The organism is Pseudomonas sp. ACN8 (genome assembly GCF_002303925.1).
GTDB lineage: Bacteria > Pseudomonadota > Gammaproteobacteria > Pseudomonadales > Pseudomonadaceae > Aquipseudomonas.
Map to the genome: position 1 here is coordinate 37,942 of NZ_MRCS01000006.1, position 16,369 is coordinate 54,310.

7 protein-coding genes are annotated in these 16,369 nt (G+C 62.2%); 4 read left to right on the forward strand and 3 right to left on the reverse strand.

Annotation, left to right across the window (positions count from 1 at the left end):
• The first annotated feature begins 76 nt into the window (after nt 1–76).
• On the forward strand, nt 77–1,084 hold the full coding sequence (locus BSF44_RS04890; RefSeq protein ID WP_095942519.1) for a GlxA family transcriptional regulator: 1,008 nt from the start codon (nt 77–79) through the stop codon (nt 1,082–1,084).
• Here BSF44_RS04890 and BSF44_RS04895 read toward each other — a convergent pair.
• The 3 genes from BSF44_RS04895 to BSF44_RS04905 form a co-directional block, all read right to left on the reverse strand.
• Entirely contained in the window at nt 1,060–1,449 is a 390-nt protein-coding gene (locus BSF44_RS04895; RefSeq protein WP_095942520.1) for a hypothetical protein, read from the reverse strand. The genes BSF44_RS04890 and BSF44_RS04895 overlap by 25 nt on opposite strands.
• A gap of 206 nt (nt 1,450–1,655) precedes the next feature.
• Nucleotides 1,656–2,621, reverse strand: a complete 966-nt coding sequence (locus tag BSF44_RS04900) for a phosphotransferase enzyme family protein (RefSeq protein WP_095942521.1) — start codon at nt 2,619–2,621, stop codon at nt 1,656–1,658.
• A gap of 288 nt (nt 2,622–2,909) precedes the next feature.
• Nucleotides 2,910–4,733, reverse strand: coding sequence for a glycoside hydrolase family 15 protein (locus BSF44_RS04905; protein ID WP_095942522.1), 1,824 nt, complete (start codon nt 4,731–4,733; stop codon nt 2,910–2,912).
• Between the two features lie 308 nt (nt 4,734–5,041).
• Between BSF44_RS04905 and BSF44_RS04910 the strand changes: the two genes are divergently transcribed.
• The 3 genes from BSF44_RS04910 (at nt 5,042) to BSF44_RS04920 (ending at nt 16,366) form a co-directional block, all read left to right on the forward strand.
• Nucleotides 5,042–5,776, forward strand: coding sequence for a thioesterase II family protein (locus BSF44_RS04910; protein ID WP_095942523.1), 735 nt, complete (start codon nt 5,042–5,044; stop codon nt 5,774–5,776).
• A 242-nt stretch (nt 5,777–6,018) separates the two neighbouring features.
• Nucleotides 6,019–15,255: a non-ribosomal peptide synthetase gene (locus BSF44_RS04915; protein ID WP_095942524.1), complete on the forward strand. Its 9,237-nt coding sequence runs from the start codon at nt 6,019–6,021 to the stop codon at nt 15,253–15,255.
• Between the two features lie 52 nt (nt 15,256–15,307).
• Nucleotides 15,308–16,366, forward strand: coding sequence for a TauD/TfdA family dioxygenase (locus BSF44_RS04920; protein ID WP_095942525.1), 1,059 nt, complete (start codon nt 15,308–15,310; stop codon nt 16,364–16,366).
• Nucleotides 16,367–16,369 lie beyond the last annotated feature (3 nt).

Sequence of the window (16,369 nt, forward strand, 5' to 3'; positions counted from 1 at the left end):
GTGAAGTGGGTGGACGGTTTGACTTTAGACTCGTAGGCTTTGGCGCATACGCCAATATCCCCACGAATTACGCCAAATGTCGAAAACCATCCATGTGCTCGCTTTCGCCAACGTGCAATTGCTCGACGTCACCGGGCCGTTGCAGGTATTCGCGTCGGCCAACGACATTGCCCGCCAGCAAGGCCTGCCACCACCCTACGCGCCAACGGTGATTGCCAGCGGCGGCGGGGCGGTGATGTCGTCGGCGGGCTTGGCGTTGTTGGCCGAATCGTTACCGGATGAGGGCACTGATACCCTGATCATCGCCGGTGGCTGGGGCGTTTACGCAGCGGCCGAAGATGCGCCGTTGGTCGCCTGGGTGCGCGAACATGCCCGTGGCTGCCGACGGGTTTCCTCCGTGTGCACCGGCGCGTTCCTGCTGGCGGCCAGCGGCTGGCTCGACGGCCGGCGCGTGGTCACCCACTGGACCCGTTGCGAGCAACTGGCACGGCAGCATCCGCGACTGCACGTCGAGCCCAACCCGATCTTCATCAACGACGGTCCGGTCTGGACCTCGGCCGGGGTGACCGCCGGCATCGACCTGGCATTGGCCATGGTCGAACAAGACCTCGGGCGCACCATGGCCCTCGAAGTCGCCCGGCAACTGGTGGTGTTTCTCAAGCGTCCGGGTGGCCAGTCGCAATTCAGCGTGACCCTGTCACTGCAACAGGAAGGCAACCGTTTCGACGAACTTCACGCCTGGATCAGCGAAAACCTGACCCGCGATCTGGGTATCCCGACCCTGGCCTTGCAGGCCGGCATGAGCGAACGCAGCTTCGTGCGCCACTACCGCGCCGACACCGGCCAGACCCCGGCCCGGGCCATCGAACTGATCCGCGTCGAAACCGCGCGGCGTTTGCTCAGCGATACCGGCGTGCCGATCAAACGGGTGGCGGTGCAATGCGGCTTCGGCAGCGAAGAAACCCTGCGCCGCAGCTTCCTGCGGGCCATGGGCGTGACGCCACAGGCGTATCGGGAGCGGTTTTCGGTTGGCGGAGCGGATCCGGTGTCCGGTTCACGTCAGGCTTCAGCTTCCGCCAACTGATTGAAATACTTCGCCCGATCCGGCGTAAACGTCACCACCATGCCGGTTCGCGAGCAGGTCAGCGCCCGCTCTTCGCTCAAATCAACATCCAGATCTTCCCCGCGTAGTCCTTGCCACTGTGCGAGGTATTTGAGAGAGCCATATTTTTCGAGTTTCTTCAGGCTGCGGCTGACGCCGCCTTTCCAGCCCAGTACGGGCAGCTCGCCGGCGAGGCACTGTCGGGCGAGGTCGGGGAAACGGGCGGCGCGCTGGCGGCCGACTTCCCAGCATTTGATCAGGCCCTTGTCACCGGCCTCCCAGAGTTCTTCGCGGTTCAAACCGGTTCGGAGCGGGGAATCGATGCTGCGTTGGATGCGTTGGCTCATTCTGGTTCCTTGAATTCGGGGGGTGTTGGACAGCTCCGCTGTACCCGTAGAGCAAGGATGTTAGGTGGGGATGTAACGGCTGGCAACAAGACATTTCAAGGTGTAAGAAATTTACGAAATGGGCAGTGAGAGTGGTTTTGCTAACAAACTTCAAAAGTCTGTAAGTGTTCTCGCAAGCAATGAGAAATTCGAGATGCTTGCATTTGTTATTTTTTCCACAGGGTCTCTAGTAGTTGTTCGCTTTTTAGGTGTGGGGTTAATTTCTCTAGTAGATGAGATGTTCGGCGCTGTGCATATTCAAGTATTTCTTCGTTAATGATAATGTTGTTGTGTAAGAAGATAAGGCTTCTTAGTTGGTTGGTTTTTATTAGTGCTGGTGTGCTGTTGTTGATTAATTGTTTTATGGATTCACCATACCCATTGACGAATTGCTCCCAGGATTTGAGTTTTTCCAATTCCGTGTGTTCGCTCCCCGTGAGCCACCAGATGAACGTAGCGACATCAAATGCCGGGTCAGAGATTCTGGTGTGCTCAAAGTCAATCAGGGTGCACGCATTAGAAGAATAAAGTGCGTTTCCTGGCCAGGCATCTCCGTGGCAAATACAACGTTTCATACGCTCGGTATGGGATAGGGTAGTTAGATTTATATCGTTGTGTAAGGTTTGTATGATTGTCTTTAATTGAATGGTTTTTTGGGAGCGGTTGGGGCTTCCAAGCTTTGATATTAGATGCTTAACGTTACTGGTATCGTGTTTTGGATTTCTGAACGGGGGCGGTGGAATGTGATGCAATGTGAATAATGCTTGGCCAAACAGATAGTCGTCTGACTGAGCTCCGGCATTTGTAAGATACGGGTTGCCAGTGCACTCACGAGTGAGAATGCCATAGTAAAACTGGTTCTCGTATAGGTAGGTTTTTTCTATCTGGGCTTTCGCAAGTATTGGATTGATGCTGTTGGGTTGGCGGGATGATATATGAAATGTGATTTTTCTTTCGAAAGAAATTCTTTGTTTTGAATGGTCTCTTTTATTGAAAATCTTGAAAATCAACGAATCGTTTTCGTTGGTTATTCTGAATATTTTGTTGACTGCGTCGTAAATGAGCTCAATGTGCTTTATGTGTAGATCGTATGCCTCGGAGATTGAACGCATTAGGCTGTCCAGGCTATTCATGTACAGGCTCCTGAAAAAAAACGATAGATTGCGAGGGCGTTTGTTGTTGTGTGATTTTAGTCGGAACTATTGGCTGGATATCAAGAAGGCTTGGCGTGTGTTGTGGGAACAAAAAAACAGAATGTGACAGCGTTTTTAATAATACCCCCAGAAAAAAGCTTTTTACGCCGATCTACTTGGATCTGATATTGCTGACAGTATTCTCGGAACAGTCCTACATCGGCTTATGTACAGCAAAAATACAAAGTGCTGCCGGCTAACGCGGTTATTGGGGGGGACCATCAAACCTCACGGCTGCCAAATAACCTTCTCCCCACTCAACCTCCGATCCAGAAAGCACGCCGCACTGATCAACGCCAGATGCGTCAGCGCCTGCGGCGTGTTGCCCATGTGCCGCCCATGGCTGTCGAACTCTTCGGCGTACAACCCCAGCGGGTTGGCGTACCTGAGCAGTTGTTCGAACTCCAGGTGGGCCTTGTCGAGCTGGCCGGCGCGGGCCAGGCATTCGACGTACCAGAACGAGCACGCGGCGAAGGCGCCTTCGCTGCCGGGCAGGCCGTCGATCTGGCTGTCGTCGTTGCGGTAGCGGTAGATCATGCCGTCGCGCACCAGGCTCTTTTCGATGGCTTCCAGGGTCGCCAGCCAGCGCGGGTCGCGGGCGCTGACGAAACGCACCAGCGGCATCAGCAGCATCGAACCGTCCAGGCCGGTGCCGCCGATGTGCTGGACGAAGTGCCCGCGCTCCTCATTCCAGAAGTTCTCCCAGATGTCGGCGTAGATCGCCTGGCGGGTCTGGTCCCAACGTGCGAAAGGTGCCGGCAGCGAGCGTTTTGACGCGAGGCGGATGGCGCGGTCCAGGGCGACCCAGCACATCAGTCGTGAATGCAGGAAATGGTATTGCGCGCCGCGCATTTCCCAGATGCCGACATCCTTTTGCTCCCAGGTTTCACAGACCTGATCGACCACTTCCACCGTGTGTTTCCAGCCTTCATGGGAAATGGCTTCGCCGTATTTGTTGACCAGGTAAATCGCGTCCATCAGCTCGCCAAAGATATCGAGCTGAACCTGTTCGTACGCCTGATTGCCGATGCGCACCGGTTGTGCGCCACCATGACCGGACAGGTGCGCCAGTTCGATCTCCGGCAGCTCCTGGCGACCGTCGATGGCATACAGGATGTTGAGTTTCATCGGCTTGCCCCGGCAGTCGCTGACCCGCCCGCGCAACCAGCGCATGTAGGCGTTGGCCTCTTCGACGAAGCCCAGGCGCATGAATGCATAGACGGTGAACGAGGCGTCGCGGATCCAGGTGAAGCGATAGTCCCAGTTGCGTGCGCCGCCAGGACTTTCCGGCAGACCGAAGGTGGCGGCGGCGAGAATGGCGCCGTGTTTGCGCGAGGTCAGCAGCTTCATTGCCAGGGCCGAGCGGTTGACCATTTCGCGCCAGCGGCCGCGGTAGTTGGACTGGCCGATCCAGTCGCGCCAGAACTTCAAGGTACGCTCCAGGCACAGTTGCGCGGCGCCTTCCTTGAAGCGCGGATCGTCGAGGGCGCCGAGCAGGAATTGACCGGTCTGGTCTTGTTCGAGGGTGAATTCGGCGACCGCCACGTTAGCGTCGATGCGCAATGCCTGATCCGAAGAGAGCCGCAGAGTCGGTTGGTCGGCTGCCTCAAACACCACATCCTGTTTATTCTGGCGTGCGCGAGTGTGGGCGCGGGCGTAGTCATGGCGCACGGCGCAGCTCATGTGAAAGGTGGCGCGGCCGCTGACCACACGGATCCGCCGCATCAGCAGCGGCAGATCATCCTCGGTGTCGCCGACGGGCAGCAGGTCGGTGACCTCGACCACGGCGCGGTCGCTGAGCCAGCGGGTCAGCAGTACATTGGTGTCGGGCAGGTAGATTTGCTCTCGGCGGGCGTCGGGCAAGTCCGGTGACAACTGGAAAATCCCGGCCTCGGGGGTGTCCAGCAGCGAGCAGAAGATCGATGGGCTATCGAACTCCGGCCAGCAGAAAAAATCCACGCTGCCCTTGTCGTTGACCAGCGCCGCGCTGCGCATGTCGCCGATGATGCCGTGGGCGTCGATGGGGCGTTGGCGTTCGGGGGGATCGACCATTGTCGCGAAACTCCGGGAACCGGGGGCCTAAATAGCTGACTGGTTTGGGTGGGCGAGAGTTCATTCGGCGAGAGGTGTGAGTTGTCTGTTCTGGCCCCATCGCGAGCAAGCTCGCTCCCACAGTTGATCGGTGTACACAGTCCCTTGTGGGAGCGAGCCTGCTCGCGATAGCGGACTATCAGTCGACATCATTATTGCCTGACACACTGCTATCGCGAGCAGGCTCGCTCCTACAAGGGATCGCAATCCGGCTAATTCCGACTACACCTCATCCGTTCTCTTTACAGACAACTCTCGAGGAAAGCCCGGTGACCCCGCTGACATTGCTGTGCCTGCCCTATTCGGGCGCGAGTGCCATGGTCTATAGCCGTTGGCGGCGCAAATTGCCGGAGTGGCTCAGGCTGCAACCGGTGGAGCTGCCGGGACGTGGCGCGAGGTACGGCGAGCCCCTGCATACCGACATGCGCCGTCTGGCGCTGCAATTGGCCCAGGAACAAAAAGCCACGCTGAAGGCGCCGTACGCGTTGTTCGGGCACAGCATGGGCGCGCTGCTGGCCTGCGAGATGGCCCATGCGTTTCGCTCGCTGGGTTGCCCGGAGCCGGTAGCGCTGTTCGCCTCGGGCACCGCCGCGCCTACGATGCGCGCCGAATACGACCGAGGCTTTGCCCAGCCTAAAAGCGACGCCGAACTGATCGAGCAACTGCGCACCCTCAACGGCACCAGCGAAGAGATCCTGGCCAACGAAGAGTTGATGAGCCTGACCCTGCCGGTGCTGCGTGCGGACTTCCTGCTCTGCGGGCGTTTCGAACCAGTGCAGCGCCCGTTACTCAAGTGCCCGGTGCACGTGCTCGGCGGCAAAACCGACCGCGCCACCGCCGAACAGTTGATCGGCTGGAGCCAGGAAACCCGTGGCAGCTTTTCGGTGGACATGCTGGCGGGTGGGCACTTCTTCATCCATGAGCAAGAAGCCAAGGTGCTGCGGGTGATCAAGGATCAGCTTGAGGTGCATCATCGACGGCATGGGTTGAAAGCAGTGGGCTGATCCGATTCATGCATCACCGCACACCTTGTAGGAGCGAGCCTGCTCGCGATGGCGGCATCACATTCAACTTGAATGTGTCTGACCCGCCGCCATCGCGAGCAGGCTCGCTCCTACAGGTTTTTTCATTGTTCTGTATTGCGCATTTCACCTCCCGCCTGATCCGCTAATTTTTCCCGCCTGCATTCGTTTTATAGGCACGACGCGCCTTTGCGCCTGCTGCCTACTGATGCGGATGCCGATAGATGAATGCTCAAGACTCCTTGAAACTTGCTCGCCGGTTTATCGGGTTGCCCCTGGAAAAGCGCCAGATGTTCCTTGCGGCCTTGCACAGGGAGGGCGTGGATTTCGCCCGTTTCCCGATTCCGGCCGGCATCGAGGCCGAGGATCGCCAAGCGCTGTCGTACGCCCAGCAACGCATGTGGTTTCTCTGGCAACTGGATCCCCACAGCGGTGCGTACAACCTGCCGGGCGCAGTACGGCTGACCGGGCGCCTGAACCTGTCGGCGCTGGAACAGGCATTCGCCAGCCTGGTGGCGCGGCATGAAACCCTGCGCACGGTGTTCGCCCGTCAGGCCGATGACAGCTTGCAGCAAGTGCCGGCCGCTGCGCCGCTGCGGATCGAACAGGTGGACTTCAGCGCATTGCCTGCCAATGAGCGCGAAGGTGCAGTGGCTGAAACCGCCAAACAGCAATCGGTACTGCCGTTCGATCTGTCGACCGGTCCGCTGCTGCGGGTGACCTTGCTCAAGCTCGCCGAGCAGGAACATGTCCTGCTGTTGACCCTGCACCACATAGTGTCCGACGGCTGGTCGATGAACGTGCTGATCGACGAATTCATCCGCTGCTACGACGCCTTCGATGCGGGCGCGCAACCGCAGCTGGCAGCGTTGCCTATCCAGTACAGCGACTACGCCCTGTGGCAGCGCCGCTGGCTGGAGGCGGGGGAGCAGGCGCGGCAACTGGCGTACTGGCAGGCGCAGTTGGGTGACGAACACCCGGTGCTGGAATTGCCCCTGGACCATTCGCGCCCGGCGATGCCGAGCTATCGCGGTACCCGCTTCGAATTCGCGGTGGAGGCGCAACTGGCCGAGCAACTGCGCAGCACCGCGCAGAAACACAACATCACCCTGTTCATGCTGTTGCTCGGCGCCTTCAACACGTTGCTGCATCGCTACACCGGGCAAACCGACATCCGCGTCGGCGTGCCCATCGCCAACCGCAACCACGCGGAAATCGAAGGCCTGATCGGCTTCTTCGTCAACACCCAGGTACTGCGCACGCAACTGGACGGCCAGACCCGGGTCGACGACCTGCTGCGTGCCATCAAGGAAACCGCCCTCGGCGCCCAGGCCCATCAGGACCTGCCGTTCGAGCGCCTGGTCGAGGCGCTGAAACTGGAACGCAGCCTCAGCCACACGCCGCTGTTCCAGGTGATGTACAACCACCAGCCACACGTGGCCGACATGGCGTCGGTCGGCACCGCGTCCGGCCTGGAGCTGGGCAGTATCGACTGGCAAAGCCGCACCACCCAGTTCGACCTGGCCCTCGACACCTGGGAGAAGGGCGGCAAGCTGCACGCCGCGCTGACCTACGCCAGTGACCTGTTCGAGGCCGATACCATTGCACGCATGGCCGGGCACTGGACGCGCCTGTTGCAAGCGATAGTCGACGATTCGACGCAAAAAATCGGCGAGTTGCCGATGCTGACGGCAGCTGAGCAGCAAGTGCTGGTGCAAGACTGGAACCGCACCGCCGAGGTCTATCCGGTCGAACAGTGCATGCACCAGTTGATCCAGGCGCAGGCCCGCCGCACCCCCGGCGCGCCGGCGCTGGTGTTTGGCGAACGTCAGCTCAGCTACGCGCAACTCGACGCCCGCAGCAATCAACTGGCGCACTGCTTGCGCGAGCAGGGTGTTGGCCCGGATGTGCTGGTGGGCATCTGCGTCGAGCGTTCGCTGGAAATGGTCATTGGCCTGCTGGCGATTCACAAGGCCGGTGGTGCCTACGTACCGCTGGACCCTGAGTACCCGGCCGAACGCCTGGCCTACATGATCGAAGACAGCGCGATTGGCTTGCTGCTCAGCCAAAGCACCTTGATCGGCGTACTGCCCACCGATGGCGTCAAGGTCATCACCCTGGATCAGGAGCAGGATTGGCTCGACGGCTACAGCGAGACCTGCCCGCTGGTTGAAGTGCATCCGTTGAACCTGGCCTATGTGATCTACACCTCCGGCTCCACCGGCAAGCCGAAGGGCGCTGGCAACAGTCACGCGGCGCTGGTCAACCGCCTGTGCTGGATGCAGCAGGCTTACGGGCTGGATGGCAGCGACTCGGTACTGCAGAAAACCCCGTTCAGTTTCGATGTGTCGGTGTGGGAGTTTTTCTGGCCGCTGATGACCGGCGCGCGCCTGGTGGTGGCGCCGCCGGGGGCGCATCGTGAACCGGCGCAGTTGATCCGCCTGATCGATGACTACGGTATCAGTACGCTGCACTTTGTGCCGTCGATGCTCCAGGCGTTCATCCACGAGCCGGGTGTCGAGGCTTGTACCGGCCTCAAGCGCATCGTCTGCAGCGGTGAAGCCTTGCCGCTGGATGCCCAATCGCAGGTGTTCAAAAAACTGCCGGGCGCAGGTTTGTACAACCTGTATGGCCCGACCGAAGCGGCCATCGACGTCACCCACTGGACCTGCATCGACGAAGGCGCCGACAGCGTGCCCATCGGCCGGCCCATCGCCAACCTGCGCACCCATGTGCTGGATGCGCAATTGCTGCCGGTTCCGGCTGGCGTGGCGGGGGAGTTGTACCTCGGCGGTGCCGGTCTGGCGCGCAGTTATCACCGGCGTCCGGCGCTCAGCGCCGAGCGGTTCGTGCCGTGCCCCTTCCATGACGGCGCGCGCTTGTACCGTACCGGCGACCGCGTGCGCCAGCGTGCCGATGGGGTGATCGAATACCTCGGTCGCCTCGACCATCAAGTCAAATTGCGCGGCCTGCGCATCGAGCTGGGGGAGATCGAAACCCGCCTGATGCAGCATGCCCTGGTGCGCGAGGCCGTGGTGTTGGTGCAGGGTGGCAAGCATCTGGTGGCGTATCTGGTGCTGGAAAAACCCGGTGCCGATGAACAGTGGCCACAAACCCTCAAGGCCTGGCTGCTCGGCGGTCTGCCGGAATACATGGTGCCCACCTACCTGATGCCACTGGACGCCTTGCCGGTGACCGCCAACGGCAAGCTTGACCGCAAGGCCTTGCCGCCACCCGACGCCGTGCCGCAACAGGCATTCGTCGCGCCGCAGGATGCAATGCAGACCGCGCTGGCGCAGATCTGGCAGGACGTTTTGGGTCTGGAGCGCGTGGGGCTTGAAGATAATTTCTTCGAGCTTGGCGGCGACTCGATCATTTCCATTCAGGTGGTCAGCCGCGCCCGTCAGGCTGGCATTCGCCTCAGTCCGCGGGACCTGTTCCAGTACCAGACCGTGCGCAGCCTGGCATTGGTCGCGGTGTTCGACAGCCGCAGCACTGTCGATCAAGGCCCGGTCAGCGGCGAAGTGAGCCTGACCCCGGCGCAGCATTACTTCTTCGAACAGGCCATCGCCCAGCGTCGGCACTGGAATCAGTCGCTGCTGCTGACGCCCCGGGAAGCGTTGAATCCTGAGACGTTGGAACAGGCGTTGGTTACCGTCATCAACCACCACGACGCCTTGCGCCTGCGCTTCGTCGAAGGTGCCGAAGGCTGGCAACAGCACCACGCAGCGCCAGTCGAATCAGCTGGATTGTGGCAGCGTCAGGCGTCTTCGACCGATGCCTTGACCGCCCTGTGCGATGAGGCGCAACGCAGTCTCGATCTGGCAAACGGGCCGCTGCTGCGTGCCTTGCTGGTCAGCCTTGACGATGGCAGCCAGCGCCTGCTGCTGGTGGTCCATCACCTGGCAGTGGACGGGGTGTCGTGGCGGGTTTTGCTCGAAGACTTGCAACAGGCTTACCGGCAAGTGGCGCTGCCCGAAAAAACCAGCGCCTACCAAGCCTGGGCCGCGCACCTGCAACAGCATGCCGGCACCGTGCCTGGGCAAATGCCGTACTGGCAGGCGCAACTGGCGGATGCCCGGGACCTGCCGTGTGACAACCCCCAGGGCAGTTTGCAGCAGCGCTACGGGCACAAGATCGAGACGACACTGGACACCGAGCTGACCCGCCTGTTGCTGCAACAGGCCCCGGCGGCCTATCGCACCCAGGTCAATGATCTGTTGCTCACGGCGCTGGCGCGGGTCATCTGCCGCTGGAGCGGGCAAGGCTCGACGCTGATCGAGCTTGAAGGCCACGGCCGCGAAGACTTGACTGACGACCTCGACCTGAGCCGCACCGTCGGCTGGTTCACCAGTCTGTTTCCAGTGCGCCTGCAACCCGAGGCCGGTGCGGCGAATTCGATCAAGTCGATCAAGGAACAACTGCGCGCCATTCCTGGCAAAGGCCTGGGCTACGGCTTGCTGCGTTATCTCGGTGAAGCGGCACAGCGTCAGGCCCTGCAAGACCTGCCGGCGCCGCGGATCACCTTCAACTACCTGGGGCAGTTCGACCGTCAGTTCGACGACGCCGCGCTGTTGGTCCCGGCCCCGGAAAGCGGTGGCCAGGCCCAGGGCGACGATGCGCCGCTGGCCAACTGGCTGAGCGTGGAGGGCCAGGTCTATGGCGGGCAGCTCTCGCTGCAATGGGGCTTCAGCCGTGACATGTTTGCCGAGTCCACGGTGCAACGACTGGCCGATGCCTACACCGAAGAACTCAAGACGCTGATCGAGCATTGCTGCGCGACTGCGGCGGGCCAGGTCACACCATCGGACTTCCCGCTGGCACGCATCACCCAGGCACAGCTCAATGCCTTGCCTGTTGCGGCACCGGCCATCGAGGACGTTTACCCGCTGACGCCCATGCAGCAGGGCATGCTGTTCCACACCCTGTACGAGCCCCAGGCCGAGGCCTACATCAATCAATTGCGCCTGGACATCCAGGGCCTGGAACTGGCGGCGTTCGGCCGTGCCTGGCAGGCGGCGATCAACCGGCATGACATCCTGCGCAGCAGCTTCCACTGGCTTGGGCTTGAGTGCGCGCATCAGGTGATTCATCGCCGGATCGACCTGCAACTGCAAGTGATCGAAGCCGCCGACATCGACCTCGACACACTGGCCGCCGAGGAGCGCAGCCGCGGCTTCGAACTCAGCGCCGCGCCGTTGTTCCGCCTGCTGCTGGTGCGTCGGGGCAGTGAAGACTGGCACCTGATCCATACCAGCCATCACATCCTCATGGACGGCTGGAGCAACGCCCAGTTGCTCGGCGAAGTGATCCAGCACTATGCCGGCCAGACCTTGGCCAGGCCGTTGGGGCAGTACCGAGACTATTTGGGCTGGATTCAACAGCAGCCACTGCTGGCCGGCGAGCAGTTCTGGAAGCAGGCGCTGGCGCCGCTGGAAACGCCGACGCTGTTGGCGCAAGCCTTGCCGACGCCCGTCGATGGGCGCGGCATGGGCGAACATCAATTGACCCTTGAAAGCGCCGCGCTGCAGCGCCTGAGCGATTTCGCCCGCCAGCAGAAAGTCACCCTCAACACGCTGCTGCAAGGCGCTTGGGGCCTGCTGTTGCAGCGCTACACCGGCCAGTCCTGTGTGGCCTTCGGCGCAACCATTGCCGGGCGTTCCGCGCCGTTGCCTGGCATCGAGCAGCAGTTGGGGCTGTTCATCAACACCTTGCCGATCATCGCCGCGCCGCAGGCCGGGCAGTCGGTGGCCCAGTGGCTCAACGACCTGCAAGCCCTGAACCTGAGCCTGCGCGAGTTTGAACATGTGCCGCTGTACGACATTCAGGGCTGGGCCGGGCAACAGGGGGCGCTGTTCGACAGCCTGTTGGTGTTCGAGAACTTCCCGGTGGCCGAAGCCCTCAAGCAAGGGGCGCCGGCGGGCCTGACCTTCGGCGCGCTGCACAATCACGAAATCACCAGTTACCCGCTGACCCTGGGCATCGAAGTCGGCGCCACGTTGCGACTGGACTTCAGTTTCGACCGTACCAGGTTCACTGCCGCGCAGATCAGCCAGTTGGGTGCCAGCCTGCTGCATGTGCTGGCGCAATTTGTTGCCCAGCCACAACAGGCGCTAGGCGTCGTCAGCCTGCTGGACACTCAGGCCCAAGCCCAGGTAATACGCGGCTCGCGTCCGCCTGCGCCGCCACTGGACAGCCCGTTGCTGGCCCATCAGCGCTTCGAGCAACAAGCGGCCCGCACCCCCGATGCGCTGGCGGTGATGGTCGGTGACGAGCGCCTGACCTACGCCCAACTCAATGCGCAAGCCAACCAGCTCGCCCATCGCCTGCGCGCCCAGAGTGTGGCGCCGGGGCAGCGGGTTGGCCTGTCGGTGCGGCGCAATGCGCAGATGATCGTCAGCCTGATGGCGATCCTCAAGTCCGGCGCCGGGTATGTGCCGCTCGACCCGGATTACCCGGCCGAGCGCCTGGCCTACATGATCGAAGACAGCGGCATCGACCTGCTGCTGGCGCAACCGGGCCTGCTGGCCGATGTAGCGCTGCCGCAGGGGTTGTCGCGCCTGGCGCTGGAGCCGGGCGCAGACGCGGGGTATTGCACCGACAACCCGGTCAACCTCGCCAGCGCCGAAGACCTCGCCTACCTGATCTACACCTCCGGCTCCACCGGACGGCCGAAAGGCGTGTGCCTGGCCCATGCCGCACTGCGCGAGTTTTGCGTGATTGCGTCGGACTATTCACAACTCACCGCGCAAGACCGCGTGTTGCAGTTCGCCACGTTCAGCTTCGACGGCTTTGTCGAGCAGTGCTACCCGCCATTGTGCGTGGGTGCGGCGCTGGTGATGCGCGGCGATGAGCTGTGGGACACCGACACCCTCTATCGCCAGATCATCGAACAGGGCGTGACCCTGGCGGATTTGCCGGCGGCGTACTGGTTCCTGCTGGCTCAGGAGTGGGCCGCGCAATCGCAGCGGGACAAGGGGCGTTTGCGCCAGGTCCACGTCGGCGGCGAAGCCATGTCGCTGGAAGGCCTGAAGCTGTGGCACGCCGCCGGTTTGGGCGATGTGCGCCTGCTCAACACCTACGGGCCGACCGAAGCCACGGTGGTGTCCAGTACCCACGCATGCACGCTGGCCGATACCCGCAACCACATCGGCGTACCCATCGGTAAAGCGCTGCCGGGTCGCGCACTGTATGTGCTGGACAGCGAGGGCCATCTGCTGCCGACCGGTTGCGTCGGCGAATTGTGCATCGGCGGCGACGCCGGCCTTGCCCAGCGCTATCACCAGCGACCGGGCTTGAGCGCCGAGCGCTTCATCGCCGATCCGTTTTCCGCCACACCGGGTGCGCGGCTGTACCGCAGTGGCGACCTGGCGCGTTATCGCGAAGACGGCGCGCTGGAATACCTGGGGCGCATCGATCACCAGGTGAAAATTCGCGGTTTCCGCGTCGAGCTGGGTGAGCTGGAAGCGCACCTGCAAGGCCTGCCGATGATCAGCGAAGCCGCAGTGCTGGTGCACGAAGGCGTTGGCGGCAAGCAATTGATCGGCTATGTGGTGCCGGCCGATGCCGAGCGGCTGCCGGCGGATGCGCGTCAACTCACCGACACCGTGCGTCGCGCTCTGGGCGAACGCCTGCCGGACTACATGCTGCCGGCGCAACTGGTGTTGCTGGCGGCGTTGCCGCTCAACCGCAACGGCAAACTCGACCGCGCCGCGTTGCCGGCCCCGCAGGTCTGGGAGGCCGAACTCGGCAGCGCCCCGCAAGGCGCACTGGAAATCGAACTGGCGCAGATTTGGCGGCAGGTGTTGCGGGTCAATCGCGTCGACCGGGAAAACAGCTTCTTCGAATTGGGCGGGCATTCGTTGCTCGCGACGCAGATCGTCTCGCAGATCCGCCAGCGCCTGGGCCTGTCGGTGAGCCTGCGCAGCCTGTTCGAGCATCCGCGCCTCGAGGATTTCGCCGCTCAGGTGCAAACGCTGCAACACAGCTGTGAACGCCCGGCGCTGGTGGCGGACACCTCTGGCGAACGCCAGCCGTTGTCCTTTGCCCAGCAGCGCCTGTGGTTCCTGTGGAACCTGGAGCCGGACAGTTCGATGTACAACATGCCCGGTGCCTTGCGCCTGCGGGGCGAACTGAATCTCGACGCCCTGCGCCTCACCTTTGAAACCCTGGTGCAGCGTCACGCCGTGTTGCGCACCACCTTCTACGAAGAAGACGGCCAGGCCTGGCAGCGGGTCCACGGGCAGTTGCCGTTGAGCTTCGAGACCGGCGACCTGCGGCATCTGCCAGCGCCAGACGTCGAGGCGCAGCATCTGGCCCGCGAGGAAGTCGCGCGGCCATTCGACCTGCGCCACGGTCCGTTGCTGCGGGTGCGGGTGCTGCGGGTCGCGGATGATCAGCATGTGCTGTTGCTGACGGTGCATCACATCGTCGCCGATGACTGGTCGTTCCGCGTGCTGATCAATGAATTCATCACGCTGTATCCAACCCTCAACCGTGGCCAGACCCCGCAACTGCCGGCGCACAGCGTGCAGTACGCCGACTTCGCCAAATGGCAGCGCCAGTGGCTGGAGCAGGGCGGTGAGTTGCAACGCCAGCTCGACTACTGGCAGCAGCGCCTTGCCGAGCCACAGGCGGTGCTGGAGTTGCCCGCCGATGGCGACCGGCGCACGGCGCAAGAGGGTGCCAGTGCCCATTTCACCTTCAGCGACGAACTCAGCCGGCAGTTGCGCGACTTTGCCCAGCAACGCGATTTGTCGCTGTTCATGCTGCTGCTGGCCGGTTTCACCCTGGTCCTGCGCCAGCGTACCAAGGTCAGTCGGGTGCGCATCGGCACCGATATCGCCAACCGAAATCAAGCCGAGCTTGAAGAAATGGTCGGCTTCTTCGTTAACCAATTAGTACTGCAAGTGGAGGTCGATGCCGAGCAGTCGGCGGCACAGTTGCTGGAGGCCTGTCGCCGGGCGGTGCTGGAGGCTTCGGACCATCAGGACCTGCCGTTCGAGCGTCTGGTGGAAGCCTTGCGCCTGCCGCGCCGGGCCGGTCGTTCGCCGCTGTTCGACATCAAGCTGATCTACCAGGAAGGCGTCGGTCGCCTGCCGTCGATGGAGGGCTTGCAGGTAGAGGACTTCCCGTCCGGGCGTCAGGCCGCCGAGATCGGCATGGTCGCCGCGTTCTACAACGATGCCGAGCACATTCACCTGAGTTTCGAAACGCCGGTGGGCCAGTACCTGCCGAGCACGCTGGAGTCTTTGTTCGAACAGGTCCGGGCGGTGCTCGAAGCGCTGATACGCGCTGACGGGGTGCAGGTCGGTGAGTTGCTGGACCTGGCGGCTGATGTGCAACGCCTTGCCGATGCGCGCGTGAACGAGCAACGCAAGGCCCTGCTCGGCGGTGCCATGGCGATCAAGCGTCGCTCGGCGAACCGTGGCGCGCCGGCTGCGCAATCCGCGGCGGACTGATTCAGTCGGCGGCGCCCTTGAGCGCCGCCGTCAACATTTTCTGGAGGGGTTTATGACCGTTTCAACGACCAAGTCCATGCCCAGGATGGGCCGTGGTGCCCGCAAAAGCCTGTCCACCGATCCGACGCGGCTGGTGAGTTTTGCGCCGATGTTCGAAGGCCTCAGCATGCCGCTGGTGTGCCGTCCGGCCGTGTCCGGCGTGAGCCTGGTGGAATGGGCGAGCCAGAATCGCGCGCTGATCGAAAGCAAGCTGCTGGAACACGCGGTGATCCTGTTCCGTGGCTTCCAGGTGGCCGATATCGGCGAGTTCAACCGTTGCGTCGACGGGATTTCCGGCGGCGCCCTGGAGTACCTGTTCCGCGCCTCGCCACGGACCCAGATCAGCGGCCAGTTCAAGATCTACAGCTCCACCGATTACCCGGCGGCGGAGAAAATTTTCCCGCACAACGAACACTCGTATTCGCCGGTGTTCCCGCGTCACCTGTATTTCTACTGCGACACGCCGTCGACCACCGGCGGTGAAACCCCCTTTGGCGATACCCGCCGGATCCTCGCGCGGATCGACCCGGCGGTGCGCGAAGAATTTACCCGCAAACGCATCATGTACGTGCGCAACTACGGCGATGGCATGGGCCTGCCATGGCAGACGGTGTTCCAGAGCGAGGACCGCGCAGAAGTCGAGGCCTACTGCGCAAAAATCGGCATCCAGGCCGAATGGAAGCCGGGCAACCGCCTGCGCACCCGGCAGAACGGCCCGGCCATCGTGCGCCATCCACTGAGCGGCGAGCGCATCTGGTTCAACCACGGCACCTTCTTCAACGCACTGACCCTGCCGGACAGCATCCGCGACAACCTGCTGCGTGAATTCGGCCCGCAGGACCTGCCACAAAACACCTTCTTCGGCGACGGCTCGCCGATTCCCGAGGATGTGATTCGCCACCTGCAAGGCATCTACCGCGAGGTGATGGTCGAGTTCGCCTGGGAGAAGGGCGACGTGGTCCTGCTCGACAACATCCTCAGCGTGCATGCGCGCAACGAATTCACCGGCTACAGAAAAATCCTCACGGCCATGGCCATCGCGCAGAAAAGCGCCGACCTGGATCAGGAATAAGGA

Coding starts and splice junctions, on each gene's coding strand:
- BSF44_RS04890 (WP_095942519.1), top strand. CDS start 77: ATGTCGAAAACCATCCATGTGCTCGCTTTCGCCAACGTGCAATTGCTC.
- BSF44_RS04895 (WP_095942520.1), bottom strand. CDS start 1,449: ATGAGCCAACGCATCCAACGCAGCATCGATTCCCCGCTCCGAACCGGT.
- BSF44_RS04900 (WP_095942521.1), bottom strand. CDS start 2,621: ATGAATAGCCTGGACAGCCTAATGCGTTCAATCTCCGAGGCATACGAT.
- BSF44_RS04905 (WP_095942522.1), bottom strand. CDS start 4,733: ATGGTCGATCCCCCCGAACGCCAACGCCCCATCGACGCCCACGGCATC.
- BSF44_RS04915 (WP_095942524.1), top strand. CDS start 6,019: ATGAATGCTCAAGACTCCTTGAAACTTGCTCGCCGGTTTATCGGGTTG.
- BSF44_RS04920 (WP_095942525.1), top strand. CDS start 15,308: ATGACCGTTTCAACGACCAAGTCCATGCCCAGGATGGGCCGTGGTGCC.